The 25,328-nt window shown below is 48.2% G+C and carries 24 protein-coding genes, 1 tRNA gene and 1 rRNA gene; 11 read left to right on the top strand and 15 right to left on the bottom strand.

Annotated elements, in window-relative coordinates:
• Positions 1 to 88: ribosomal RNA gene (locus tag J0A65_RS18505) — 16S ribosomal RNA — on the bottom strand; the annotation flags it as partial.
• 382 nt (positions 89 to 470) lie between these two features.
• Here J0A65_RS18505 and J0A65_RS18500 point away from each other — a divergent pair.
• Positions 471 to 1,004, top strand: coding sequence for a gamma carbonic anhydrase family protein (locus tag J0A65_RS18500; protein WP_206595829.1), 534 nt, complete (start codon positions 471 to 473; stop codon positions 1,002 to 1,004).
• Here the strand turns inward: J0A65_RS18500 and aroE are convergent.
• Complete coding sequence (gene aroE / locus J0A65_RS18495) at positions 995 to 1,816, bottom strand: shikimate dehydrogenase (protein ID WP_206595828.1); 822 nt, start codon at positions 1,814 to 1,816, stop codon at positions 995 to 997. The genes J0A65_RS18500 and aroE overlap by 10 nt on opposite strands.
• 13 nt (positions 1,817 to 1,829) lie before the next feature.
• On the opposite strand from aroE, the gene J0A65_RS18490 reads away from it, so the two are divergent.
• Positions 1,830 to 2,255, top strand: a complete 426-nt coding sequence (locus J0A65_RS18490; protein WP_206595827.1) for a group II truncated hemoglobin — start codon at positions 1,830 to 1,832, stop codon at positions 2,253 to 2,255.
• Here the strand turns inward: J0A65_RS18490 and hemF are convergent.
• The 6 genes from hemF to J0A65_RS18460 form a co-directional block, all read right to left on the bottom strand.
• On the bottom strand, positions 2,252 to 3,169 hold the full coding sequence (gene hemF / locus J0A65_RS18485) for an oxygen-dependent coproporphyrinogen oxidase (protein WP_206595826.1): 918 nt from the start codon (positions 3,167 to 3,169) through the stop codon (positions 2,252 to 2,254). The two genes, J0A65_RS18490 and hemF, sit on opposite strands and share 4 nt — an antisense overlap.
• A 9-nt stretch (positions 3,170 to 3,178) precedes the next feature.
• Entirely contained in the window at positions 3,179 to 3,745 is a 567-nt protein-coding gene (gene tsaC / locus J0A65_RS18480) for an L-threonylcarbamoyladenylate synthase type 1 TsaC (protein WP_206595825.1), read from the bottom strand.
• Positions 3,746 to 3,802: 57 nt separating this feature from the next.
• Positions 3,803 to 4,354 (bottom strand): DNA topoisomerase family protein, encoded by a 552-nt coding sequence (locus tag J0A65_RS18475; protein ID WP_206595824.1) that lies wholly within the window; start codon positions 4,352 to 4,354, stop codon positions 3,803 to 3,805.
• A gap of 62 nt (positions 4,355 to 4,416) precedes the next feature.
• A complete protein-coding gene (locus J0A65_RS18470; protein WP_206595823.1) occupies positions 4,417 to 4,893 on the bottom strand; it encodes a DUF494 family protein in 477 nt (158 codons plus the stop codon).
• Position 4,894: 1 nt separating this feature from the next.
• Positions 4,895 to 6,007, bottom strand: coding sequence for a DNA-processing protein DprA (dprA, locus tag J0A65_RS18465; protein ID WP_206595822.1), 1,113 nt, complete (start codon positions 6,005 to 6,007; stop codon positions 4,895 to 4,897).
• A gap of 26 nt (positions 6,008 to 6,033) precedes the next feature.
• The gene (locus J0A65_RS18460) at positions 6,034 to 7,095 is read right to left on the bottom strand and encodes a LysM peptidoglycan-binding domain-containing protein (RefSeq protein ID WP_206595821.1); all 1,062 of its coding nucleotides are present in this window, start codon (positions 7,093 to 7,095) and stop codon (positions 6,034 to 6,036) included.
• Between the two features lie 219 nt (positions 7,096 to 7,314).
• Here J0A65_RS18460 and def point away from each other — a divergent pair, with 219 nt between their 5' ends.
• Genes def through trkA form a run of 4 tightly spaced genes read left to right on the top strand, consistent with a single transcriptional unit; the run spans position 7,315 to position 11,495 of the window.
• On the top strand, positions 7,315 to 7,824 hold the full coding sequence (def, locus tag J0A65_RS18455) for a peptide deformylase (protein ID WP_206595820.1): 510 nt from the start codon (positions 7,315 to 7,317) through the stop codon (positions 7,822 to 7,824).
• A gap of 7 nt (positions 7,825 to 7,831) precedes the next feature.
• A complete protein-coding gene (gene fmt / locus J0A65_RS18450) occupies positions 7,832 to 8,767 on the top strand; it encodes a methionyl-tRNA formyltransferase (protein WP_206595819.1) in 936 nt (311 codons plus the stop codon).
• On the top strand, positions 8,764 to 10,056 hold the full coding sequence (gene rsmB / locus J0A65_RS18445; protein WP_206595818.1) for a 16S rRNA (cytosine(967)-C(5))-methyltransferase RsmB: 1,293 nt from the start codon (positions 8,764 to 8,766) through the stop codon (positions 10,054 to 10,056). Before fmt ends, rsmB begins: the two co-directional genes overlap by 4 nt.
• A 59-nt stretch (positions 10,057 to 10,115) precedes the next feature.
• On the top strand, positions 10,116 to 11,495 hold the full coding sequence (trkA, locus tag J0A65_RS18440; protein ID WP_206595817.1) for a Trk system potassium transporter TrkA: 1,380 nt from the start codon (positions 10,116 to 10,118) through the stop codon (positions 11,493 to 11,495).
• Positions 11,496 to 11,571: 76 nt separating this feature from the next.
• Here trkA and J0A65_RS18435 read toward each other — a convergent pair.
• The 4 genes from J0A65_RS18435 to J0A65_RS18420 form a co-directional block, all read right to left on the bottom strand.
• Positions 11,572 to 11,658 (bottom strand) — tRNA-Leu (locus J0A65_RS18435).
• 92 nt (positions 11,659 to 11,750) lie between these two features.
• Entirely contained in the window at positions 11,751 to 12,998 is a 1,248-nt protein-coding gene (locus tag J0A65_RS18430) for an EAL and HDOD domain-containing protein (protein ID WP_206595816.1), read from the bottom strand.
• Between the two features lie 160 nt (positions 12,999 to 13,158).
• Positions 13,159 to 14,610, bottom strand: coding sequence for a TrkH family potassium uptake protein (locus J0A65_RS18425; RefSeq protein ID WP_206595815.1), 1,452 nt, complete (start codon positions 14,608 to 14,610; stop codon positions 13,159 to 13,161).
• Between the two features lie 7 nt (positions 14,611 to 14,617).
• Positions 14,618 to 15,043: a hypothetical protein gene (locus J0A65_RS18420; protein WP_206595814.1), complete on the bottom strand. Its 426-nt coding sequence runs from the start codon at positions 15,041 to 15,043 to the stop codon at positions 14,618 to 14,620.
• A gap of 177 nt (positions 15,044 to 15,220) precedes the next feature.
• On the opposite strand from J0A65_RS18420, the gene J0A65_RS18415 reads away from it, so the two are divergent.
• Together J0A65_RS18415 and J0A65_RS18410 are read left to right on the top strand one after the other, a co-directional pair.
• The gene (locus tag J0A65_RS18415) at positions 15,221 to 16,552 is read left to right on the top strand and encodes a M16 family metallopeptidase (RefSeq protein WP_206595813.1); all 1,332 of its coding nucleotides are present in this window, start codon (positions 15,221 to 15,223) and stop codon (positions 16,550 to 16,552) included.
• The gene (locus J0A65_RS18410; protein WP_206595812.1) at positions 16,536 to 17,912 is read left to right on the top strand and encodes a M16 family metallopeptidase; all 1,377 of its coding nucleotides are present in this window, start codon (positions 16,536 to 16,538) and stop codon (positions 17,910 to 17,912) included. Before J0A65_RS18415 ends, J0A65_RS18410 begins: the two co-directional genes overlap by 17 nt.
• A gap of 55 nt (positions 17,913 to 17,967) precedes the next feature.
• Here the strand turns inward: J0A65_RS18410 and J0A65_RS18405 are convergent, their stop codons facing one another.
• Together J0A65_RS18405 and elbB are read right to left on the bottom strand one after the other, a co-directional pair.
• Complete coding sequence (locus tag J0A65_RS18405; protein ID WP_206595811.1) at positions 17,968 to 18,606, bottom strand: helix-turn-helix transcriptional regulator; 639 nt, start codon at positions 18,604 to 18,606, stop codon at positions 17,968 to 17,970.
• 10 nt (positions 18,607 to 18,616) lie between these two features.
• On the bottom strand, positions 18,617 to 19,270 hold the full coding sequence (gene elbB / locus J0A65_RS18400; RefSeq protein WP_206595810.1) for an isoprenoid biosynthesis glyoxalase ElbB: 654 nt from the start codon (positions 19,268 to 19,270) through the stop codon (positions 18,617 to 18,619).
• A gap of 399 nt (positions 19,271 to 19,669) precedes the next feature.
• Between elbB and polA the strand changes: the two genes are divergently transcribed.
• Positions 19,670 to 22,414, top strand: a complete 2,745-nt coding sequence (gene polA / locus J0A65_RS18395) for a DNA polymerase I (protein ID WP_206595809.1) — start codon at positions 19,670 to 19,672, stop codon at positions 22,412 to 22,414.
• Positions 22,415 to 22,753: 339 nt separating this feature from the next.
• On the opposite strand, the gene yihA is transcribed toward polA, so the two are convergent.
• Positions 22,754 to 23,386 (bottom strand): ribosome biogenesis GTP-binding protein YihA/YsxC, encoded by a 633-nt coding sequence (yihA, locus tag J0A65_RS18390; protein WP_206595808.1) that lies wholly within the window; start codon positions 23,384 to 23,386, stop codon positions 22,754 to 22,756.
• 219 nt (positions 23,387 to 23,605) lie between these two features.
• Here yihA and J0A65_RS18385 point away from each other — a divergent pair, with 219 nt between their 5' ends.
• Both J0A65_RS18385 and J0A65_RS18380 read left to right on the top strand, forming a co-directional pair.
• Positions 23,606 to 24,223 (top strand): c-type cytochrome, encoded by a 618-nt coding sequence (locus tag J0A65_RS18385; protein WP_206595807.1) that lies wholly within the window; start codon positions 23,606 to 23,608, stop codon positions 24,221 to 24,223.
• A gap of 442 nt (positions 24,224 to 24,665) precedes the next feature.
• Entirely contained in the window at positions 24,666 to 25,298 is a 633-nt protein-coding gene (locus J0A65_RS18380; RefSeq protein ID WP_206595806.1) for a class I SAM-dependent methyltransferase, read from the top strand.
• The last annotated feature ends 30 nt before the right edge of the window (positions 25,299 to 25,328 follow it).

Genomic DNA, 25,328 nt, shown 5'->3' with positions numbered 1-25,328 from the left:
AGCAAGCTCCTCTGTGCTACCGCTCGACTTGCATGTGTTAGGCCTGCCGCCAGCGTTCAATCTGAGCCATGATCAAACTCTTCAATTAAATGTAAATCATGAATTTCTTGAGCCGACACTCGTTAACGAGTGCCCACACAGATTGTCTCGTTGCTAATTGTTAAAGAACAGTGCCTTATCAGGCGGCTTAAGTGAGGCTTCCCTCTCTCAAGCGGGACGCGCATTCTACGCTATCCGTTTTCTGTGTCAAGCAACTTTTTATTCTTTCGTTGCTTGCCGTTCCCTGAATCCTTCTGCCTTCCTGGCCTGCCGGGCTACCCCGTCGAAGTGGTGCGCATTCTAGAGATTTCAGCGAAGCCGTCAACTGGTTTTTGCAGAAAATTTATCGTTTGATGAGTTATTGAGCATTTAAGGCATTAAACGTCCATTTTTGCTACTATACTCCTGTTCAAACAGCGGAAAAGAGTGAAATGAGCTTAGGATTTTATAAGAAGGCATATCCCAAACTTGGGCAAAATTGCTACGTTGATGACAGTGCTGTATTAAAAGGTGACATTGAATTAGGCGATGACAGCAGTATTTGGCCATTAGTTGCGGCCCGAGGTGATGTTAATCATATCCGTATTGGTGCTCGCACTAATGTTCAGGATGGTACCGTACTACACGTAACGAGGAAGTCGACGCAGCATCCGGCCGGTTATCCGCTAATAATAGGCGATGATGTCACTGTCGGTCATAAGTGCATGTTACATGGCTGCACACTGGGAAACCGTATTTTAGTTGGAATGGGTGCAATTATTATGGACGGCGCCATAGTCGGAGATGACATATTTATTGGCGCGGGAAGCTTAGTGCCACCTGGTAAAACCCTGGAATCAGGTTACCTGTATGTCGGCAGCCCAGTGAAACAGGCCCGCAGACTTACCGACAGTGAACTGGCGTTTCTTAAACAGTCCGCCATTAACTATGTAGAATTAAAAGAAGATTATCTGGCTCAGGACTGAGCCAGCATATTCCTTAATGCCTGACGAACCGGCTGGGTGTCGGGCATTACTCCCCGCCATAAATAGAAACTTTGCGCCGCCTGCTCGACCAGCATACCCAGACCATCCAGGGTCATGCTTGCTCCTTGCTGTTGGCACCAAAGATTAAACGCCGTGTCTTCTTTACCGTATACCATGTCGTAGCACACCGGCTTATTAACCATATAGGCAGCATCTATGTTGGGGGCATCACCGGATAAGCTTGATGATGAGGCATTGATAATAAGATCAAAGGAAGTATCGGGAATATCATTCAGGCCACTGCCGGTAACCCTGGCAAACGAAGCGAAGTGTTTAGCCAGGTTTAATGCTTTCTCTGCAGTACGGTTAGCAATATGCAACGAGGCCGGGGTTTGTTCCAGGATAGGTAACACCACGCCTCGGGTTGCGCCACCTGCACCAATGATCAGGATCTTTTTACCTTGCAGTACCACACCATGAAATAGCAGGTCTTTGACCAATCCGATGCCGTCTGTATTGTCACCAAATAATTTCCCTTCTTTATAAGTAAGGGTATTCACCGCCCCGGCCTGTTCAGCCGCTTCCGACAGTTGGTCAGCCAGCTTATAAGCCTGCTCTTTAAAAGGAACCGTCACATTTGCCCCCTTACCTCCAGACGTAATGAAGGCCTGGATGGTATCCGCAAAACCATCAAGGGGTGATAAGATCGCCGAATACTCCAATGATTGTCCGGTTTGCTCGGCAAACATCTTATGAATAAAAGGTGACTTGCTATGCGCAATGGGATTACCGAAGACAGCGTATTGATCCATGGTACTTAAGAAAATGACTGATTGGCTGGGGAGCCTAACCCAGAAACAAGCTGACGACAAACCCACCAGCCTCTATCAAATGATTGGAGGGGAACAAGTGACCGCACGCCTGTGCAATTGCTTCTATGACATTATGCAGACGGATCCAAAAGCCGCAGAGTTGTTGGCCATTCACAAAGCCGATCTGACCGAAACCCGCCAGAAATTTTTTGAATTCATGAGTGGTTGGCTAGGCGGACCGCCTCTGTTTGAGCAAAAATACGGCCATCCCAGATTAAGAGCCCGGCACCTACACGCTCCGGTGAATGGCCTGATGATCAGCCAATGGTTGTATTGTATGAATCTCGCACTAAAACAATGCGTTGAAGACAAGAGGCTGCGCCAGATTATCTGGCAAAATCTGGTGCCTTTGGCGCAGCATATGAAAAATCAGGATTAAATCTCGGCCAGCCAGTCCACAGGTTTGAGGTAGTGCTGGTACAACTGCTCTTCCCTGCTTCCAGGTAATGGCGTGTAATCATATTCCCAGCGAGCCAGTGGTGGCATAGACATCAAAATAGACTCTGTGCGGCCGCCGGTTTGCAAACCAAACAAGGTGCCACGGTCGTACACCAGGTTGAATTCCACATAGCGACCACGACGATACAACTGGAATTCACGCTCCTGTTCACCAAAAGGCATTTGTTTACGATTTTCAATGATGGGTACATAGGCATCCAGATAGCCATTCCCCACGGCCTGCATAAAGGCAAAGCTCTTTTCAAAGCCCCATTCATTCAAATCATCGAAGAACAAACCACCTACACCACGGGTTTCATTACGATGCTTGAGGAAAAAGTAATCATCGCACCATTGCTTGTACTTAGGGTAAACGTCATCGCCAAAAGGCAGGCACAAGTTACGTGCGACATTGTGCCAATGCTGAACATCTTCTCGGAATGGATAAAAAGGCGTTAAATCAAAACCGCCACCAAACCACCATACAGGTGCTTCACCGTCTTTCTCTGCCACAAAAAAGCGCACATTGGCATGGGAGGTGGGCACAAAGGGGTTATGCGGATGAATAACTAAAGATACCCCCATAGCCTGGAAACTGCGTCCTGCCAGTTCAGGCCGGGCTGCAGTCGCTGATGGGGGAAGCTGTGTCCCGAACACATGAGAGAAGTTCACACCGCCCTGCTCTATTACTTGCCCTTTACGCATCACCCGGGTGCGGCCGCCGCCACCTTCTTCGCGCTGCCAGTTATCTTCCACAAAATTCCCTTTGCCATCGACCAACTCAAGTGTCTGGCAAATACTGTTTTGTAAACCCAGTAAAAACTGCTTTACCTGCTCTAAATTTACATTGGACATGATTTGTTCCTAGGCTCTGATAACTTGACCAGTCAGACCGTGGCGGATCTGGGTAGGCTGGGCTTGTTGTCCAACCTGCGCATGAATGATTCTGACTTTTTCACCAAACTCCTGTTCCACCTCTGCCGCCGTTCTGGCTGGCTCATGACCTGCCAAATTAGCGCTGGTTGACACAAGTGGCTTGCCGAGGAAATCACACAAGGCTCGTACCACAGGGTGAGCAGTAACCCGCACCGCAATCAACGGAGAACCGCCGGTGATCCAATCTGGTGCTTTATCGGATTTAGGTAGCAACCAAGTGTGCGGTCCTGGCCAGCTGGATACGATCTCTGTGCGACGGTCCATTGGAATCGCTTCGTCCTTGACATAAGGGAATAATTGCGAATAGTTACTGGCAATTAAAATCACGCCTTTTTCGACAGGCCTTTGTTTTAACTCCAGGATTTTCATCACTGCTTGTTCGTTATCCGGGTCGCAACCCAAACCGAAAACCGCTTCGGTTGGATAAGCAAAAATTTCCCCATCATCAAAGGCCGATTTTAATTCTGCATCAAAGTTCAAGACAGGACTTCCCATACTAGGTTTACCAGTTTGCCGGCATATTAATATAAGCTTGCCGAAGTGCAATGCCAGTTAGTCATCCGTTTCCTTATGCTGACAAGCCTTCTGTGGGCAAACCAAGGTATGCCCTTTGCGCATCATAATAGGCCAACCACAAGCAGAGCAGCTTTTCGCCACAGGCGGAAAATTCAGCAGATAGCGACAATCTGGATAGCCATCACAGGCAAAAAAACTCTTTCCATACTTATTTGTACGTCTATGCAGTTTCCCGGTTTTACATTGTGGGCAGCTAACCAGGCTTTCCTGCTTTTGCTCGAGTTTTTCAATATGGTGGCATTGTGGAAAGTTGGTGCAACCGATGAACAAACCAAATCGGCCTTTCTTCACCGCCAGAGGAGATTGACATTCAGGGCACTGCGCCCCTTCAATCACTTTTACTTCGTGGCTTTGGTATTCATGCAGCGGTTTACTGAAATGGCAGTGTGGATAACGACTGCAACCGAGGAAAGGTCCACTTTTACCCGAACGAATTTGCAACTTGGCATCACACAAAGGGCAATTGCCATAGGCATGCTCCAGAGCATGTTCGTCGGCGTTAAATAGGGAGTGATCTATCTTTGACATAAACGGATTATGTCATAATCAGAGCTCGCTTAATATCTAAGCGTTGTAGGTAGGCAATAACGCTAGTGCAGAGGCCCTTCAGGCTCCTCGAACAGTAGGTCTTCCATTTGCGCGTAGGCGTTTTCCTTGCCGGGTACATTAAACAGTACCATCAACACTACCCATTTGAGATCTTCCAGGCAAAACTCTGCTGCATCGATCTCCATCACCCGGTCAATCACCATTTCACGGGTACTGGCATCAAGCACTTTGATTTGCTCTAAGAACATCAAAAAGCCTCGACATTCAACGTCCAGTCGCATCTCCTCTTCCTGTGTGAAGATACGAGTGACAGGCATTGCAGACATATGAGCCAGATAGGGATTGGTATCGGACTCTTGCAAAGCTGCCAGCTTCTCCAACCAGGACAAGGCTTTGTAGATCTCATCATGATGAAAACCGGCACGCACCAGTTCATCGGTCAACTCGTCTTGGTCGACGCGAATCTCGGTTTCACTATGGATGAAGTTTTCGAACAGATACATGAGGATGTCAAACATACTATTTTCCCCTCAACTTGACGTAACCACCGGGGACGGCAGCTACCAGGCCACGCAGCTCATATTCTAGTAATTGTGCAAGCACTTGTGTCACCGGCAAGCCGCTGCGCTGTGCAATCACATCTATAGATGTGACTTCAAATTCTACACTACCCAACAATATATCCTTTGCCAAGCCATTCTCATCACTTTTTTCCTGTTGAGAACAGGCATAATTTTGCCGTCCTAAAGCAAGATTTTGATATTCTTCGAGAATGTCTTCAACACCTTCCACCAGCTTGGCCCCCTGTTTGATTAAATAATGACAACCCTGAGCAAGAGGATTAAAGATGCTGCCCGGAACAGCAAATACATCCCGACCTTGCTCCAATGCACATCTGGCAGTAATCAACGAACCACTGCGAATAGCGGCCTCGACCACCAGGGTTCCCAAACTTAAGCCGCTAATTATACGATTGCGCCTCGGAAAATGTTCGGCCCTCGCCCCCAATTGCGGCGCAAACTCTGATATCAGGCACCCACCGCCATTGCATATTTGCTCTGACAGGCCGACATTTCTGCGCGGATAAGGCTTAGCCAGCCCAGAGCCCAAGACGGCAATAGTTTTACCTTTAGCTTCAAGTGCGCCTTTGTGTGCCCAGCCATCAATACCCAAAGCTAATCCGCTGGTAACCACCAGCCCCGCAGCTACCAGTTGGGCAGCAATATCAAATGCAAACTGATGACCCGTTGGTGTTGGATTACGACTGCCCACTATTGCCAGTTGCGGTTCATCAAGCAGTGAAACATTGCCTTTACAGTAAAGGACTACGGGAGGGCGAAACAGTTGTTGAAGAAGCTTAGGGTACGTATCGCTTCGGTAAGTTAGGATGGCATGTTCCGGCGAACTTTGCAGCCAGTGCAACGCATCGTCAATCCAGGCTTTGTCTGGATTTCTGAACGCGGCAACTTGCTTTGCTTTCCAGCCAAGCTGCCGCAACTGTTGGTCTTCAAGATCAAACAATGCGGATGCGTTGTTTGACGTTAATTGAGTTAGCTGTTCCAGTTCATCAGAACCAAGCCCAGGGACCTGGTCCAATACGAGCCATGCATACAACTCCGCTTCAGTAGACATGCTAATCCTTGCACAGTCATGATGACCTACGGATGAGCGACCAAGGCGCCTCTTTTGATGATGTTAGAGGCTTTGACAATCAACCCGTAGCTTGTATTTTCAAACACCCTGAACACAACCAGCTCCCCTACTTTCAAAGGAGGAGCGGTAACAACATTCTCATTTTCAGCCAGACCAAACAGCCAAGTGTCACTTTCTGCGTAATCCGGCGTATCGCTGGTATCCAATTTCGGGCCGGGAAGATATATCCCCATCACTGAGCCAGCCAGTATGCCATCCTGCTCACCTAGATCCAGAACGACAATATCAAGTTTACCCATCATATTGTGTTCGCGAAGGTTACCTATAATGTGACCACGCACATCTCCAACCGCCTGCAATTCGAGATCTTGCCCTTGCTGTAATAGCGAACGGGCACCAATGCGGTCGCCCTGAACCGCCTCAAAATTAGCGTCATGCAAGTTTACCAGCATCAGACGTTCCTGCTCGGTCGGCAGTAAACTGGCATCAGCTACGTGACGAACCTGCACGCCAATTACGTTGTCATGCATGTCACGAATCGTACCTTGTTGACGTAACAACAACATATCTTGCCCGGTATCACCGAACTCACCGACCACCATGTCACCACTGGCATAGCGAATGCTTCCGTCATAATCACCAAGCAACTTGGGCAGGGCCTGGTATTCTTCTTCTGACATGACTAAGCCGTTTTCAATAAATGGTTGCACCACAGTCCAAGGCAACACCGGGATGGCGGTGGCAGACTTATCAATGCGCTTACCACTTGGTGATAGCTTAATGGTTGTTTTGGGTTCCTCAGTGCGATTCATTACCAGCGTTGGCTGGCCATCAGCCCCCCATTCCAGCCTTAGTTCATCACCAGGGTAAATCAGGTGAGGATTCTTAATTTGGCTGTTGTGACGCCAAAGCTCAGGCCACTGCCAGGGCTGGTCCAAATACAGCGAAGAGATATCCCACAAGGTATCCCCTTTCTTCACCACATATATTTCGGGTGCATCTGGCTTAACCGTAATTGCCATGCACCAGGCAGGAAACAAGCACAGCCATACAAACCATCTAGACAACTTAAGTCGCATAACTCCCCCAATGAGCCGACCATCACGCCCCACTGCGACATGCTTACGGACGTTGATTCATACCTAATCAAAACGGAGCGGCTATTATTTTTTACCAGCGATTGGGCTAGAATAACCGTTAAAGCCAAGTATTAAATAGCCATTTATGGCAATTCGTATAAGAATCCATATGCTTGGATCCATTAACTAGTGTAGCTGAAGATATCAATGGCCAAATTAGAAGTTCTACGTTTCCCTGATGAACGTTTGCGCACTGTCGCTAAACCCGTTGCGGAAGTAAATGACGAGATCCGTAAACTCGTTGACGACATGTTTGAAACAATGAAAGCCGAGAATGGCATTGGTTTAGCCGCCACTCAGGTGAATGTTCATATGCGTTTGGTCGTTATGGACGTTTCAGAAGATCAAGACCAGCCATTGGTATTCATCAATCCGGAAATTACCGAAAAGCACGGTACCACCATTAGTGAAGAAGGCTGCTTATCCGTACCTAATAACTACGCGAAAGTCGACCGTGCCGAACGTATCAAAGTGACGGCATTGGATAGAGAAGGTAAAGAGTTCACCCTTGAAGCGGAAGGATTGCTGGCTATTTGTATCCAACATGAACTCGATCATCTTCGTGGCGTGCTCTTCGTTGACTACCTATCGCCCCTGAAACGCCAACGAATTCGCAAGAAGCTGGAAAAAGAAGCCCGCCTGTTAGAAAAAGCCTGAGGTTCCGTTGAGCACGTCATTGAAAATAATATTTGCCGGTACGCCTGACTTTGCTGCCCGGCATCTGCAAGCCTTATTGAATTCTTCTCACCAGGTTATCGCCGTCTATACCAAGACAGATCAACCAGCGGGTCGGGGTAAAAAGCTGCAGCCGAGTGCCGTTAAGCAATTAGCCCTGCAACATGAGATCCCGGTATTCCAACCAGAGACCTTAAAAAGTGCCGAAGCACAACAACAACTTGCCGAATTAAACGCGGATGTCATGGTAGTGGTCGCTTACGGACTTATTTTACCTCAAGCCGTGCTGGACGCTCCCCGACTAGGTTGCCTGAATGTGCATGGCTCTTTGCTCCCCAGATGGCGAGGTGCCGCACCAATTCAACGTTCAATTTGGGCTGGTGACCAACAAACCGGCGTAACCATTATGCAGATGGACAAGGGCCTGGACACTGGCGCCATGCTGCAAAAAGCAGCATTGCCAATTGAGCCTTCTGATACCAGTGCAAGCTTATATGAGAAGCTCGCGGAACTTGGTCCCAAGGCCTTGGTGGAGACTCTGGCGCAGTTAGAGACCCTCACAGCTGAACCTCAGGATAACAATCTGGCAAACTACGCAGAAAAACTTTCCAAAGAAGAGGCTCGATTGGACTGGCAAGCCAATGCTGAACAACTGGAACGCAATATTCGGGCTTTTAACCCCTGGCCTGTTTGTTTCTTCGAATTGGACGGTCAACCGGTTAAGGTGTGGCAAGCCAGCGTAGAACCAAGAGAAGGTGTTCCAGGAGAAATTCTCGAGGTCAGTAAACAAGGCATACTGGTCGCAACAGCAGCACAAAGCTTACGCTTAGAGGTTATCCAATTGGCAGGCAAAAAGGCCATGCCAGTAGCTGACATCCTAAATGCAAGAAAAGATCTGTTTTTACCCGGAAATACACTGAATTGAAAGCCTCAACCCTAAGGGCGGACATCGCTCGCACCCTGTTTCAGGTATTAGAGCAAGGGCATTCGCTTCGAGAATTGATGCCAGCTTTGCAAGCCAAGCACAAAGAGCAAGACCGAGCCTGGTTGCAAGAGATGTTGTATGGCGTACTCCGTCAATTGCCAATACTGCAGTATTGGCTAAGACAACTACTGAATAAACCGCTTAAATCCAATCAGAAGGTTATTGAACACCTGATTTTGCTTGGTTTCTATCAATTGGCCTTCAGCAGAGTATCTCAGCATGCCGCCGTTGCTGAAACCGTGGGGGCCTGCCAGGAACTCAAATGTCCAGGGCTCAAAGGCTTGGTGAATGCATGTCTGCGCAATTTTATCCGCCAGGAGATGCAGGATAAGCAACCAGATGACGCGCAGATTCGTTCCGGATTACCTAAATGGCTATTCAAGAAATTGCAGCAAGCCTATCCCGATAAGTTGGATGACCTTAGTCAGGCAATGAACAGCAAGGCCCCCATCTGGCTAAGAGTAAACCAGGCGCGAGTTAATCCAAGCGAGTTTTGCCAAGCGCTGGATGAACAGGGCATTCAATATAGGGTACCGGATGACAAGCAACCCGCCCTGATACTCAGCAAAGGCTACGATCTGACGCAGCTACCCGGATACCAACAAGGTTGGTTTGCCGCCCAAGACGGTGCAGCTCAGCAGGCAGCAACATTACTAGCCCCGCAAAGCAAAGACCGAGTATTAGACGCTTGTGCAGCCCCCGGCGGAAAAACCTGTCACCTGCTGGAATTGCAAGCTGACATAGAGTGTCTGGCATTAGATAGCGATGCAACTCGCTTACAGCGGGTAGAAGAGAACCTGCAACGGCTTGGTCATCATGCCCAGGTGATATGTGGCGATGCTGCAGATCCATCCTCTTGGTGGGATGGCAAGCCATTCGATCGTATTTTGTTGGATGCTCCCTGCTCAGCTACCGGGGTTATCCGCCGCCACCCTGATATCAAATGGCTACGCAAAGGTACAGACATCCCTCCCCTGGTCGAATTGCAACGCCGGATATTAGCGGCAGTCTGGCCAATGCTAAAACCTGGCGGCACCTTGCTGTATGCCACCTGTTCAATACTGCCCGATGAGAACCGCGAGCAGGTTAAGCAGTTTCTAGCCAATCATCCTGATGCCGTGCTCTCTCCCCTACATGCACAAGACAGCACTGACAACCCTGGCTGGCAAATCCTGCCCGGAGAAGGGCAAATGGATGGTTTCTACTATGCGAGACTGATAAAGTCTTAACAGAATATGGGCTTACAGATTTTGGCCAGTACGTCGACCAACATTAAGAACCGCAAACTATGAAGATCATCATTGTGGGCGCCGGTCAGGTAGGGGGAACCCTTGCCGAGAACCTGGTGGGTGAAAAAAACGAAATCACCGTCATTGACTCGGATTATGACATTTTACGTAATCTGCAAGATCGACTGGATTTGCAGGTTGTATCCGGGTTTGGCTCCCATCCTGACGTCCTGAAGAAAGCCGGTGCAGAAGATGCCGATATGCTCATCGCCGTGACCAATAGCGATGAAACCAATATGATGGCGTGCCAGGTTGCGCACACACTGTTTAAAACACCTACCAAGATCGCGCGTATCCGTTCAGAGCAGTACTTAGTTTACCAAGAGCAGTTATTTAAGCACTCAGATGTACCGGTGAATCACTTGATCGCCCCGGAACAGCTGGTGACCCGCTCGATAAAACGCTTAATCGATTACCCAGGAGCCTTGCAGGTCGTAGAGTTTGCCGAGGGCAAAGTCAGCCTGGTCGCAGTTAAGGCCTATTATGGTGGCCTGCTGGTTGGGCATGCACTTTCTGCTCTAAAAGAGCATATGCCGAATGTGGAAACCCGGGTAGCGGCTATCTATCGTCGCGGTAAACCCATTCGCCCTTTAGGAACCACCGTCATAGAAGCAGATGATGAAGTATTCTTCATCGCTGCTACTAAGCATATTCGCGCGGTAATGAGTGAGTTGCAGAAGCTGGAAGCCAGCTACAAACGCATCATGATTGCCGGAGGTGGCCTGATTGGTGCCGGCTTAGCCAGGCAGTTGGAAGAAAAACATCAGGTTAAACTGATCGAGTTCAATCAGGACAGAGCCAAATACCTTTCTTCCAACCTGAAAAAGACCATAGTGTTTTGCGGCGATGCCTCTGATCAGGAGTTGTTGCTGGAAGAACAGGTTGAGCAGATAGATGTATTTATTGCTGTTACCAATGACGACGAAGCCAACATCATGTCAGCAATGCTGGCCAAGCGCATGGGCGCCCAAAAGGCCATGGTATTAATTCAGCGCAGCGCTTATGTGGATCTCGTACAAGGTGGAGAGATAGACATCGCCATTTCACCACAGCAAGCGACTATTTCGGCCCTGCTGACTCACGTCAGACGCGGCGACGTTGTAAATGTGTATTCACTCAGACGTGGTGCTGCGGAAGCCATCGAGGCCATAGCCCATGGTGATGCCAATACATCCAAAGTGGTGGGCAAAGCCATAAATGACATTAAGCTCCCTCCAGGCACCACCATTGGTGCTATCGTGCGTAAAGACGAAGTGATTATTGCCCATGGTGATACTGTTATCGAGGCAGATGATCACGTCGTATTATTTTTAGTCGACAAGAAATTTATCAGCTACGTGGAAAAACTCTTCCAACCCAGCGCCTTCTTCTTTGGCTAAGGCTGTGGAGCATCAGGGTTTCAGAAGCAGAAAAGAAAAAAGCTCTAAACTAACGTTTAGAGCTTTTTTCAAGAATTGGTGCCCAGGAGAGGACTTGAACCTCCACGGCCTTTCGGCCACTAGCACCTGAAGCTAGCGTGTCTACCAATTCCACCACCTGGGCGAGAAGTGCGCGTACTTTATTGAGTCAGACCAATCTTGTCAACACTCAACGTGAACTTTTTATGTCGTTCGCACATTTTTACGCCACAACGTTTAAGTTCTGACCTGCGATTTCGGAAAATGTGGGGAAACGGTCTGACGGATCTCATTGCCCCAAACAATGGCTTGGTTAAACAACCCATGCAACATCTTCTGGCTTAGGTCTAGCTCTCCTGACAGCTTGATCAAGGCCAACCAATTGGCACTTTCAAAAGCCCTGGCCAGGCTCAGATAATTCCTCAAGCGCCCTTCTTGCCCACACAAAGCCTGTTTGATCTCTTCATCGATAGGCAGCTTTTGCACCAAATGCTCCATACTTTGATCGAGTAATGCATCCAGCAACGAAAACAAACCAACCAGAAAACCTTTGGGCGGATTATCCTGGTCTTTCTTAGCCTGACTAACCAGCTCACAGAACTTAGCCCGCACCAAGGATAGATGTAACAGTTCCATGGGCTTTTCTTCACCCATATTGGCCAAGGCCAGAATAGAAATGAACTTCTTAAGCTCAACTTCACCCAGGTAATTCAGAGCATGACGCAGCGATGAAATCTTGTAACGCTTGTTAATAGTAGGATTATTGATAAAACGCAGCAGCATGTAGGATAAACCGACATCCCGCTCGAAAATGCCATTCACGCGCTCAAAATTAAAATCTCGGTTACTGCTCTCTTGCAGCAACTCTAAAAGTGCCAGCTTAGATGTCGGTAAACTACGCTGACGTATAACTTCCGGTTTGGCGAAGAAGAACCCCTGGAAGTAATCAAAGCCCAAATCGCGGAAACGATTAAAGTCTTCATAGGTTTCCACTTTTTCAGCAACTAGCTGCACCTTGGCTTGTTTGAATTTCTCGATATTGCGGGCAATGGTTTCATAGTCACTACGCAGCGTATCTACTTTGATGATATCAACGTACGGCAGGAACATATCCCACTTGGGGTCAAAATTGTGGTCATCCAGAGCAAGCTTGTAGCCCATGTCTTTTATCTGTTTACAGGCTGTCACCATGCTGCTGTCTGTAGGCACGGTCTCAACGATCTCAACCACCACCGATTCGGGGTCCAGCATACTGGGGAAACCATGTAATAAGGTTTCTTTGTGAAAATTTATAAAAGACGTCTTGTGGCAGGCAATATCTTCCAGCCCCAGCGTTAGGTGGCTGCCGGTTAAAATTTTGGAAGTGGCTTCATCCGGTCGAATATCCGGAAAGCAATTTTTCCTGCCATCCCTGAATAATAGTTCATAGGCATAGACATTCCGGTCACTGTCCAGAATAGGATGGCGGGCTATATAAGCAAACATAAGTTAACCCCAGAGGCTCCGTTTCTTGGTTGGTCCATTGAGCCCGTTTGTATGAGAAATGTAAACAAACAGACTCTATCAGATAGTGGTGATAAAACCAGCGTTTCAGTGCTCTGGACAGCACTCTCCGTTATTTATACAAGTACCTTCAGGGCCAGCGTTAGCTCCGCCAAAATGTGGGCGAGAAAAGTACCAGCAAAGAAAACACTTCCAGTCGCCCAAACAACATGGCCAGTACAAGCCACCATTTCCCTGCATCAGTGACATCGGCAAAATTAGCAGCAACCGCCCCCAACCCGGGTCCCAGGTTGTTCAGACAGGCCGCTGTCGCAGAGAAGGCAGTAATATTGTCCATGCCGGTCGCCACTAAGGCGATCATAATAATCAGAAACACTAAAGTGTAGGCAGAAAAGAATCCCCACACCGCTTCGACTACCCTGTCAGGTAGGGCACGGTCACCCAGCTTAACCGAGTAAATGGCTTTGGGGTGAATGAGCCTGTCTACTTCCCGCTTGCCTTGTAAAAACAGCAACAGCACTCGAACTACTTTCAAACCACCGCCGGTTGAACTGGCACAGCCGCCAATAAAGCTGGCAAAAATAAGCAAAATCGGCAGAAATACCGGCCAATCTGCGAAGCTGTCAGTCGCAAAGCCGGCTGTAGTACTGATTGAAACAGCATGAAATAGCGCTTGGTCCAAAGCGGTTTCCACATCAGCATACCAGCTATGCGCAGTTAGGGTGGCAAAGCAGATCGCCACCAGCACAAACTGAATCAGGAAAAACGCCCGCAACTCCGGGTCGTGCCAATACGCTTTCAGGCTGCGATTGCTAAACGCGTTGTAATGCAGGGCAAAATTAAGAGCCGACACCCACAAGAATGCCACACAAACCATGTTGATGGCGGGGCTGTCGAAATGCCCCAGGCTGGCGTCATAATTGGAGAAGCCCCCAATGGCAACGGTTGAAAACGCATGGCAGATAGCGTCAAACCAGTTCATTCCGGCCGCCCAATAAGCAACCATACAGGCAATAGTTAACCCCAGATAGATGAACCATAGATGCTTAGCGGTATCCGCAATTCTGGGGGTCATTTTTGAGTCTTTAACCGGACCTGGAATTTCAGCACGATATAGCTGCATCCCCCCTACGCCCAAGATCGGCAATATGGCCACCGCCAATACAATGATCCCCATGCCGCCCAGCCACTGCAGTTGCTGGCGGTAAAACTGTACGGCTTTGGGCAAATAGTCGATTCCCTCTATTACCGTTGCCCCCGTAGTGGTTAATCCAGAGAAGGACTCGAAGAAAGCATCGGTAACCGACATTTGCGGTTGTTCAAGTAGTAAGAAAGGCAATGCACCAAAACTGGCCAGTACGGTCCAGAATAATGCAACAATCAGAAATCCCTCTTTGGCCCTAAGTTCATTGCGGTGGGTGCGATTGGGATACCAGGAGAGAATTCCGGTAATCAAACAGAGGAAAAATGCCAGCATAAAGGGCAAACCGCCCCCATCAGCATATATTAAAGAAACGACAGCAGGCGGAATCATGGTAACGCTAAACAAAGCAACCAGCAGGCCGAGTATCCTAATTATTGTACGGTACTGCATATTTTCCTTAGCTAGCTACCTTCACTGAGCGCTGCCCCAAAAATGTCAAAAGCTGCAGATAATCGTCCGCCACATAACAGGCAACCTGGTCCAAACAAGTGGGGCTGGCTGAAGACCCTGAATCATGTAAAAACACAATTGCCTTGCCCTGAGCCGCCGCAACGGCAATCTCCCCCGCCAGTGACCTGACTTCAGATTCACTGGTCAGCGCGAAGGCAACCCAATCGGCACTACCGAGCAAAAACTGATTGATGCTCTGTCGCAAGCGCTCCCCTAATAAGTTATCAAGGGGCGCTGCAGCTGAATCGACCGGTTCTGCGTTGCCTTGCAATGCATGAAAAAAATGCAACGGCAACGCCATATCCAAGGCCGTTTCACGGATTTTCCGATGTAGGTGTGGATGGAATCCCACCAAATAAACACGCCGATACATAAGGAGTTGATTGGTTGCATGGTCAATACCCAATTATTGACCGACTGAGATCAAATCAAAAGCCCCAATTTCAGTTCTTGCCTTTGCTTTGAATGAAAAGGTTTCTTACAAGGGGCAACTGGTTTAACGATAAAGACAAACTTACACTACCTAGATCCCTACCCTACGGAGATTTGGATGAAAAAAATAGCAATATGGAGTCTGTTGTCTGCACTGGCCTTGCCAGCGCTGGGTAACCAGGAAGATAAGGTGCAGACTTTCAGCCTCGACAATGGCATGAAATTCCTGGTTCTGGAAGATCACTCCATTCCCAACGCGAACTCCTATTTATTCTGGCGAGTTGGCTCGCGCAACGAGTATCCAGGCATCACCGGCCTCTCACACTTTTTCGAACATATGATGTTCAATGGTGCCAAGAAGTACGGCCCTAAAGAGTTTGACCGTACTATGGAGGCTGCCGGCGGCAGCAACAATGCCTACACGACGGAAAATCTGACCGTATACACCAACTGGTTTCCGGCCGAACAGCTGGATTTGATTTTTGAACTTGAAGCAGACCGCATCGAACATTTAGCCATCGACCCGCAAATGGTGGAAAGTGAGCGAGGCGTGGTGATTTCAGAGCGTTCCACAGGGCTGGAGAATTCTAACTTCCGGGCAATTTGGGAAGAAGTTAAAGGCAGCGCCTTTCGCGCCCACCCTTATAGCTGGTCGGTAATTGGTCACGAATCTGATATTGAGAATTGGTCCCTGCAAGATCTGGTGCAGTACCACAAAACCTACTACGCACCGAACAATGCCGTCATGGTGGTTGCCGGTGATGTCACTGTCGATGAGGTGAAAAAGCTGGCCAACAAACACTTTGCCGGTATACCAGCCCAAACTCCCCCACGAGAAGTCCATACCGTCGAGCCTGAGCAAAAAGGTGAGCGCCGGGTTTATCTGCACAAAGCGTCGGTGTCCAGCCCCAATTTGATGATGGCATTTCATGTACCGAATTCACGGCATGAAGACTATTACGCACTGTCGGTTCTGGCCGACATTTTGGCAACCGGAAATAGCTCCAGATTGCAGGACAGCCTGGTTTTTTCCCAACAACTTGCGACAGAACTTTTCGCTTACTTCCCTGAATCCATAGACCCCAATCTGTTTTACATCTATGCAGTAGCAAGCCCGGGTACAACCTCAGCTCAATTGGAACAGGGCATCATCGCCCAGTTGCAAAAAATAAAGAAAGAAGGAATTACGGAACAGGAACTGCAGAAAGTTAAGAATCGCCGCCTCGTCGACTTTTACCGAGAAATGGCCACCATCAATGGCAAGGCTAATACCCTGGGAACCTACGAAATGTACTTTGGTGACTATCGCGCGCTATTTGATGCCCCAACAAAGTTGGAAGCCCTAAAGGTCGCCGACATTCAACGTGTCGCCAACCAGTATCTAAAGAAGGCCAATCGTACAGTAGGTATTCTGGACGCTCAGGAGGATAGCCATGAACAAGATTTATAAGGTAATTGGCTGCATCAGCCTGGTGTGTATCAGCCTGGGTAGCTGGGCTGCAGGCTTTAGTTTGCCCAAGTACGAAAAAGTAACACTACAAAACGGCCTGACGTTGTATTTGATGGAACAGCATGAGGTGCAGCTTATCGACTTAGTGGTGACAGTTAAAGCCGGGGCTGTAGATGACAGCAAGGCGGGGCTGGCCAAACTGACCGCCGCCAACCTGATATTAGGAACTCAGCAACTGCCGCGTGCCGAGTTGGAAGCGAAACTGGACTTTATTGGCGCTCAACTTGATGCCGACGCTGAGCTGGAATATTCCAGTGTTTCAGCCTCTCTGGCCAGTAAGGATCTGGACCAGGTACTGCAATGGGTTAAAGACAGCTTGTTAACCCCGGCGTTTGACGACCAGGAGTTTGCCAAACATAAACAACGTTATTTGGCCAATCTGCAACAGAAAACGGAAAGTCCAAAAGCCGTCATTAAGGATTACTTTAACGCTCAGCTATTCAAAGGGCATCCCTATGCGGCAGAGATCGACGGTTCAAATACCTCGGTTGCCGGCATCTCACTTGCCGATGTGAAGGCCTTTCATAAGCGTTGGTACACACCGGACAACACGGCCGTAATAGTGGCGGGCGATTTCGACACCAAGCAACTTAAAAGTAAGTTGAGCAAATTGTTTGCGACCTGGCAGGGAAAAGCCCCCGCGCGGGCAAAACTGACAACACCGGTGCAACCTAAGCAAGCCCAAGTCCTACTGGTGGACAAACCCGATGCGGTGGAAAGCACCTTTATGATTGGTGGCGCAGGTATGGCCATGAGCAATCCAGACTATGTCGCCGTCAGTGTTATCAACACCATTTTAGGTGGGCGTTTTACCTCTTGGCTGAATGACGAATTACGCGTGAACTCTGGGTTGACTTATGGCGCCCGCAGCCGTTTTGAATCTCATCAGCAAGGCGGCAGCTTCTATATTTCAACCTTTACAAAAACCGATACCACCAAGCAAGCCATTGACTTGGCATTACAGACTTACCAGAAATTGTGGAAGCAAGGTATTGATCAATCGACTCTCGACTCGGCCAAAGCTTATGTGAAAGGCCAGTTCCCGCCAAATTACGAGACCTCTGCTCAGCTTGCCTCACTGATGTCGGATATGTTTATCTATGGCTTTGATGAAGATTTTATCAACGGTTTCTCAGAAAGAGTGAATGCCTTAACGGTTGATAAGAGTCAGTCGCTTATAGAGCAATACTTCCCAAGCCAGAATTTACAATTTGTAGTGGTGGGCCAAGCAGAAATCATTAAGGACTGGGTAAAAGGATACGGTCAATTACAGCAGGTCAATATTCAGGACAGCGAATAATGACTAGTGAGTCTCCGTAGCGATACGGAGGCTCAACCCGCTGGCCCCAGAATAATCAGACTGACATCTTATCGCAGCGGGTAATCAGGTAAGCGCAGCGCCTTGCGCCATCCAATATATGCTCCTGACGCTGTACCTTAAACTTATCCCCAATGCAGGCCTGAAATAACGCCAGTTCAGACTGGCAAAACCCGTCACTACATCTCGCGGCGGCACAAATTGGGCAATGATTCTCAACAAACCAATACCCAACACCAGGCTCCTCATGCCAACTGGCCATGTAACCTTCGCGATTACGTATCTGACACAGGCAATCCAACTTTTCCACCAAGTCTGTCAGGCCACTCATCTTGGCCAGATAATCCTGGCGCATCGTGGTTTCCCGACGAGCAATAACCTGCTGCAGGCCACTTTCACCAAACTCGGCTCGCACAGATTCAAGAAGATGCACACTCAGCTGGCTGTGCATATCCGCAAAACGTCGCTGTGCAAGCTCAGTAAGATGCCAATATTGCTTGGGACGACCAATCAGGGCAGGTTGGAAAGAGTGGCTGACCAACTCATCATCTGCAAGCTGCAATAGATGCTGTCGAGCACCCATTGCGGTTATCTGCAGGGCCTCTGCCAACTGCTGTGCGGTCATCTCACCCTGATTCTTCAATAAGTACAGGATTTTGTCAGCACGACTATCCAATCCTCATTCCTCAGCGAAACGCTAAAACAGCGTCAACCAGCTTGTTTATCCCTTGTGCGGCCTCAGCAATATCTTTCGCTAACATATAGGCCGGGGTCGTAACCAGCTTATGCGTCTTATCCACCACGATATCATCAACCTCACAGTCAACATGCTCGGCACCCATAATACGCAAGGCATCGGCAGTCTCTTTATCATTACCTATAGTTAACCTCACCCCTTCGCCGTAAACACGGGCCGCCAGAACCGGCGCTATACACATATAGCCAGTTGGCTTGGCTAATTCAGCAAATTCCCGGCAGGCTCTTAATACGCTGGGTTCCACCTGGCAATTTGCACCAACCAGGGCAAAATTACACAGGTTCTTTGCCGCACCAAAGCCACCAGGTACCAACAAAGCATCATAGTCAACGGCAGCTAATGCAGACACAGGTAGTACATTCCCCCGGGCAATTCTGGCCGCTTCAACTAAAACATTGCGCGGCTCTGTTTCAACCACATCGCCAGTCAGATGATTAACCACATGCAATTGCGATATATCGGGGGCGAAACACTGGTAAGCGACGCCTCGCTGACTTAACGCCAACATGGTCAACACCGATTCATGGATTTCAGCGCCATCAAATACACCACTGCCACTTAATATCACAGCAACTTTGTTCATTTTCTGCTCCAGAGCGCGAGGACACTGGCTTATGCAATTTGGTTAAAAAATACATAGCCAATCAATCTAAAAATTAACCAATCAGGGCTTTTCTTCACTCAGGGGTATGGTAGAGTAGCGTTCCGCTGGGGCCAAGTGCAAATTCCTTCCCCGTGCGTTATCCACAAAGGATTATAAGAATAACAACAGGTCTAGATGTCCCCTGTTTTGATACCAAGCCAGTATTTTAAAGACTTTTAAGCATTTGCCTGTAACTGGGTAAAGCTTACTCCTGCGCAAGAGAAAACTTCATCAACAAAGTTATCCACAACATACAAAGGTTGTGGATAAAGCAAGGCGTGGCTGAATCTCACCGCTTGTGGCATCCTTACCGGCATTCATACGCCAGAGCGCCAAACCATGTCGACACAACCAGCTTATCCTCTGATATTAGTAGACGGATCTTCTTATTTATTCCGGGCTTTTCACGCCATTAGGGATCTGTCCAATTCTAAAGGCCAACCGACCAATGCCGTATACGGTGTGATCAATATGCTTCGCAGCTTGATCAAGCAATTTCATCCTACTCACATGGCCGTTGTGTTTGATGCGAAAGGTAAGACCTTTCGGGATGATATCTATCCGGAATACAAAGCGCATCGTCCGCCCATGCCGGATGATCTGAGAGTCCAGATTGAGCCGATTCACGAAATCATTAAAGCCATGGGCTTACCTATTATTGTGATCGAAGGTGTTGAAGCAGACGATGTCATCGGCACATTAGCCAGGCAGGCGAGTGAAGCCGGGATCCCAACCCTTATCAGTACCGGGGATAAGGACATGGCCCAGTTGGTTGATGACAACGTCACATTGATCAACACCATGACCAATACCCTGATGGATCCAACCGGCGTGGTGGAGAAATTTGGCGTTCCCCCAGAACTGATTATCGACCTGTTGGCACTTAAAGGCGACAAGGTCGACAACATTCCAGGCGTCCCCGGCGTGGGTGACAAGAGTGCTTTAGCTATGCTGCAGGGACTGGGAGGAATAGATGACATCTATTCCAGATTGAATGACATTGCTCAGCTTGAATTTCGCGGCGCCAAGACCATGGCTGCGAAGATGCAAGAATATGAAACACAGGCCAAACTGTCTTATCAATTAGCCACAATCAAGACCGATGTTGAGCTTCCTTTACGACCAGAAGAACTAACCCCAGGAGAGGCTGACAAGCAAAAACTGGCAACATTATTCGCAGAGCTGGAGTTTAAGCGCTGGTTAGAGGAGCTGGCGCATGAATCACCGGTTGACGCCACTGCAGCTGCATCTCCAATGGCCGCTGATATTAGCGCGGACCAATATGAAACAATTCTGGATGAAGCACATTTTTTGCGTTGGCTGGACAAGCTTAAGGCAGCCCCGCTTATCGCCTTAGATACAGAAACAACCAGTCTGGACTATATGGAAGCGGAGTTAGTGGGCTTTTGTTTCGCCGTCGCACCGGGTGAAGCAGCTTACCTGCCGGTCGGACATGATTATGTTGATGCCCCTGAGCAGTTGGATCGAAACTGGGTACTACAGCAATTGAAGCCGTTGCTGGAGAATCCCCAATGCTTGAAAGTCGGACAGCATATAAAGTACGACAAGAATGTATTGGCCAATCATGGCATCAATTTACAAGGCATCGCCTTTGATACCATGCTGGAATCCTATGTAAGTAACAGCGTTGCTGGTCGCCACGATATGGACAGCCTGGCTGAGCGATTCCTGGGACATAAAACGGTCCATTTTGAAGACATTGCCGGTAAAGGCGCCAAGCAACTTACTTTCAACCAAATTCCCCTTGAACAGGCGGCACATTATGCCGCTGAAGATGCAGATATAACATTAAGGCTGCACCAGGCAATTTGGCCTGAGTTGGAACAGGTTTCTGAGCTTAAAAGCATATTAACCGACATCGAAGTTCCCCTCGCCAGCGTGCTGTCCAAAATGGAAGTACAAGGTGTACTGATAGACAGCCAAAAGCTCAAGCATCAAAGCCAGCAACTTGCCAGCCGCATTATTGAGCTGGAAAAGCAAGTACACGAGCTGGCAGGCTGCGAATTTAACCTTGGTTCACCCAAGCAGTTGCAGGAAATATTATTTGAAAAAATGAACCTGCCTGTGATTAAGAAAACCCCCAAAGGAGTGCCTTCTACATCTGAAGATGTATTACAGGTATTAGCTCATCAGTACCCGCTACCCAAGCTGTTGATGGAATACCGGGGGCTGAGCAAGCTGAAAAATACTTACACCGACAAACTACCCAAGATGATCAATCATCGCACCGGGCGCGTACACACCTCTTATCACCAGGCCGTTGCAGCAACGGGTCGACTGTCTTCTACTGACCCTAACCTACAAAATATTCCGATAAGAACAGAAGAAGGGCGCCGGGTAAGGCAAGCTTTTGTGGCATCACCTGGCTACAAGATAGTTGCGGCAGATTACTCTCAAATCGAACTGAGAATCATGGCGCACTTGTCAGCAGACCAAGGACTGCTGACCGCATTCGCTGCTGGAAAGGATATTCACAGAGCGACGGCCTCAGAAGTATTTGGTGTTCCCTTAGAAGAAGTCACAGCTGATCAAAGACGCAGTGCGAAGGCGATCAATTTTGGCCTGATATACGGCATGTCTGCCTTTGGTCTGTCACAGCAATTGGATATCCCCCGCGCCGAAGCCCAAAACTATATGGATCTTTACTTCGAACGCTATCCAGGTGTCCTGCAATATATGGAAACAACCCGGGAGCGTGCTAAAGAACAGGGATATGTCAGTACCGTATTTGGTCGCAGGCTTTATCTGCCCGAAATCAAGTCCAGCAATGCCGCTCGACGCAAGGGAGCTGAGCGAGCAGCGATTAACGCCCCCATGCAAGGGACAGCTGCGGATATCATCAAGAAGGCTATGTTGGCCGTTGATAACTGGATTGATCAGCAACCAGATGGTGATGTACGCATGATAATGCAGGTACACGATGAACTCGTATTTGAAATAAAAGAACACAATCTGGAAGAAAACAGGCAAAAAATAATTAAGCTGATGGAACAAGCAGCCAGTTTGAATGTACCACTGGTTGTAGAAGCTGGCCTCGGGGACAACTGGGACGAGGCACACTAGAGAAGTTGCACAACTTTAACCCAATGTAATTTAATTACAAAAATATCTTGCTTTTATCCATAACGTGGTTATTATTCAACCTGTAGGGTACAGAGGTAAGATGTTCTATCTTTCAGACCTTTGCTTTAGGCCCCGGCTCTGCCGGGGCTTTTTTTATGCCCCAACCTATTCATCAAGCCGCGAAAATCGACATCCAAAACTTTTTTTAAAAAAATCTATTTTCTTGTGAACTTTTCAAAAACTCGGCCGTCTGAATATACGGTTTATGTGTGTCCCTGAGTTTGTGTCTGGCCCCGTCCTGTTGGATGGGGCTTTTTTTTGCAGATGGTCAGAGGAAAGTCAGGAAGCGGGCGCTATATCTGAGGTATCTTGTTTACTAGGTAATCCAAACCATTGGTTGAGTACCTGTTCAACGTTTTCTAATCCCACACCGGTAAGTGATGAGAAGGCATGCACGGTAACGTCACCACAAAAGGCCAAACTAGCCTCTCTTGCCATCAGCAATTGTGCTTTTCGCTGACCAGATTTTAACTTGTCGGCTTTGGTCAACAAGGCCAGCACTGGTAACTTGCTGTTTACCGCCCAATGAATCAATTCCTGATCCAAATCTTTGAAGGGATGACGAATATCCATCAGCACAACCAAGCCTTTCAAACTTTTTCGTTGCTGCAAGTATTCGCCTAATGCTCGTTGCCACTTTTTCTTCATTTCCACCGGCACCTGAGCGAAGCCATAACCAGGCAAATCAATCAGACGACGATCAGAATCTAATTCAAAAACGTTGATCAACTGTGTTCGACCAGGGGTTTTACTAGTCCTAGCTAAGCCTTTCTGACGCGTAATACGGTTTAACGCGCTGGACTTCCCGGCATTTGAGCGGCCAGCGAAGGCAACTTCTACACCTTGATCAGCGCCTAAGTGCCGAATATCCGGAGCACTTAATACAAATTTTGCATGGCTGTAATGACTCACATTGTCTCCCGACAGGCCGATTCGGCCTCAAAAATATGCATTTACATCGGTCAAATACCGACATCACTCAAGTTGCCAGTATATCATTGTCCCCTGCCAAGCAACTAAGAAGTTGCTAAAACCCTACAAATCCTTGGGAATATATTTTTTTGCCGGATTAAATGTGTAAAATACGGCAAGACCAGTAGCCAGCCCATAAAAAGCTCAACGAGAATTACTATGAAAAAGATCTTCCTGATGCTTTGCCTGACCATGACTCTTCCAGCCGTTGCCGCCGGTGACGCAGAAGCAGGCAAGGCGAAGTCAGCTAGTTGTGCCGCCTGCCATGGCGCAGATGGCAATAGTTTGGTGGATATGTATCCAAGTATTGCTGGGCAACATTCCAGCTATATCGTCAAGCAACTGCAGGAATTGCGCCTGGGTGCTCAAACTAATGGCGAACAAGGCCGTTATGATCCGGTAATGTCTGGTATGGCTGCCCCGCTATCAGATCAAGATATTGAGGATATGGCTGCATACTTCTCATCGCAGAAAGCAAATGCAGGCAGCACACCAGAAGATGTCATTCAAGCAGGTTCTAAGTTGTTCCTGGGTGGCGATATGGAGCGCGGAATTGCTGCTTGTGCGGCTTGCCACGGTCCTCGCGGAGATGGCATGGGCTTAGCCAAGTTCCCTGACATAAGCGGCCAACATGCCACCTATGTGAAAAAGCAGTTAGAGGACTTCCGCGCCGGTAAGCGTGTGAATGACCCTAATGGTATGATGCGTGACATAGCCATGCGACTGACGGATGCGGATATTGAGCTGCTGTCAAAGTATGTAGGCGGCTTGTACTAGTCATAGCGTGCATCTATAGAAAGCCGACCTAACTAGGTCGGTTTTTGCGTTTTAGCGGCTTAGCAGTGTTTATTCTGCTTTACGCTAGTTAAAAAATACGCCAAAACTTGTTAAAAAAACCATTGTAAAAAAGTTGTAAAATATTTTTTATCCTGTATTCTTTCGCATCAACAACAGGGACTACAGTGCACCCAGGAAGGGAAAGCCATACGTTGTTCTTAGCGTTTTAACTCGCTCTTGGAAATTATACGGAAAGCCAATAAAGCGTCAGGAAGACCAATAACAAAAAAGCTTCGCGAATAAGAAAAATAAGGGAAGCGTATGATAAGGCTGTCTGCACCGTTCAGGATGAACGATAAAACGGGAGAAGTGTCATCTGGCACTTGGTTATACGAAAGGCGATAGGTAGACTATCGCCTTTTCTTTTTGTGCTTCATTCATTATGCCCTGCCCCCTTTGTTGCCATCAGCTTGTCAGCCATTATCATGCCGATAAAAAAAGAGACTATTGGCAGTGTAATTGTTGTCAGTTGGTGTTTGTCAATGAGGCACAAAGACTTCTCCCTGATGCAGAAAAGGCAATCTACGACCTACACCAAAATAGTCACACAGACGAAGGCTATCTGCGTTTTTTGTCTCGCTTTGCTGAACCTCTGAAACAGCGTTTGAAGCAAGGCGCCAAAGGTCTTGACTACGGCTGTGGCCCTGCCCCTGTGCTTGCCAACATGCTAAGTGAGTCAGGCTTCCCTACCATTGGCTATGACCCTTTTTATCTTCCCGCTGCGCCAACAGGTACCTTTGATTTTATTTGTTGTACAGAAGCTATTGAGCATTTTTATCAACCTGGTGAGGTGCTCAAGCTGTGGTTAACTCTGATGGCCCCTCAAGCCACACTGGGCATAATGACAAAGCGAGTGATCAATAAAGAGCGCTTTGCCAACTGGCACTACAAGAATGATCAAACCCATGTGTGCTTTTTTAGCGAGGCAACCTTTACCTGGATAGCGCAGCAATATTCCTTGCGGCTAGAGATTGCTGGACCCGATGTAGTGTTTTTGTACCGAGACAAGGTGTAAAATAGCTGCATTCAATCAGAGTGACTTTTC

The organism is Bowmanella yangjiangensis, from assembly GCF_017255015.1.
In the GTDB taxonomy this organism is placed as follows: domain Bacteria; phylum Pseudomonadota; class Gammaproteobacteria; order Enterobacterales; family Alteromonadaceae; genus Bowmanella; species Bowmanella yangjiangensis.
Note: the sequence above shows the minus strand (reverse complement) of the source record. Positions and strands in the feature narration are given on the sequence as shown.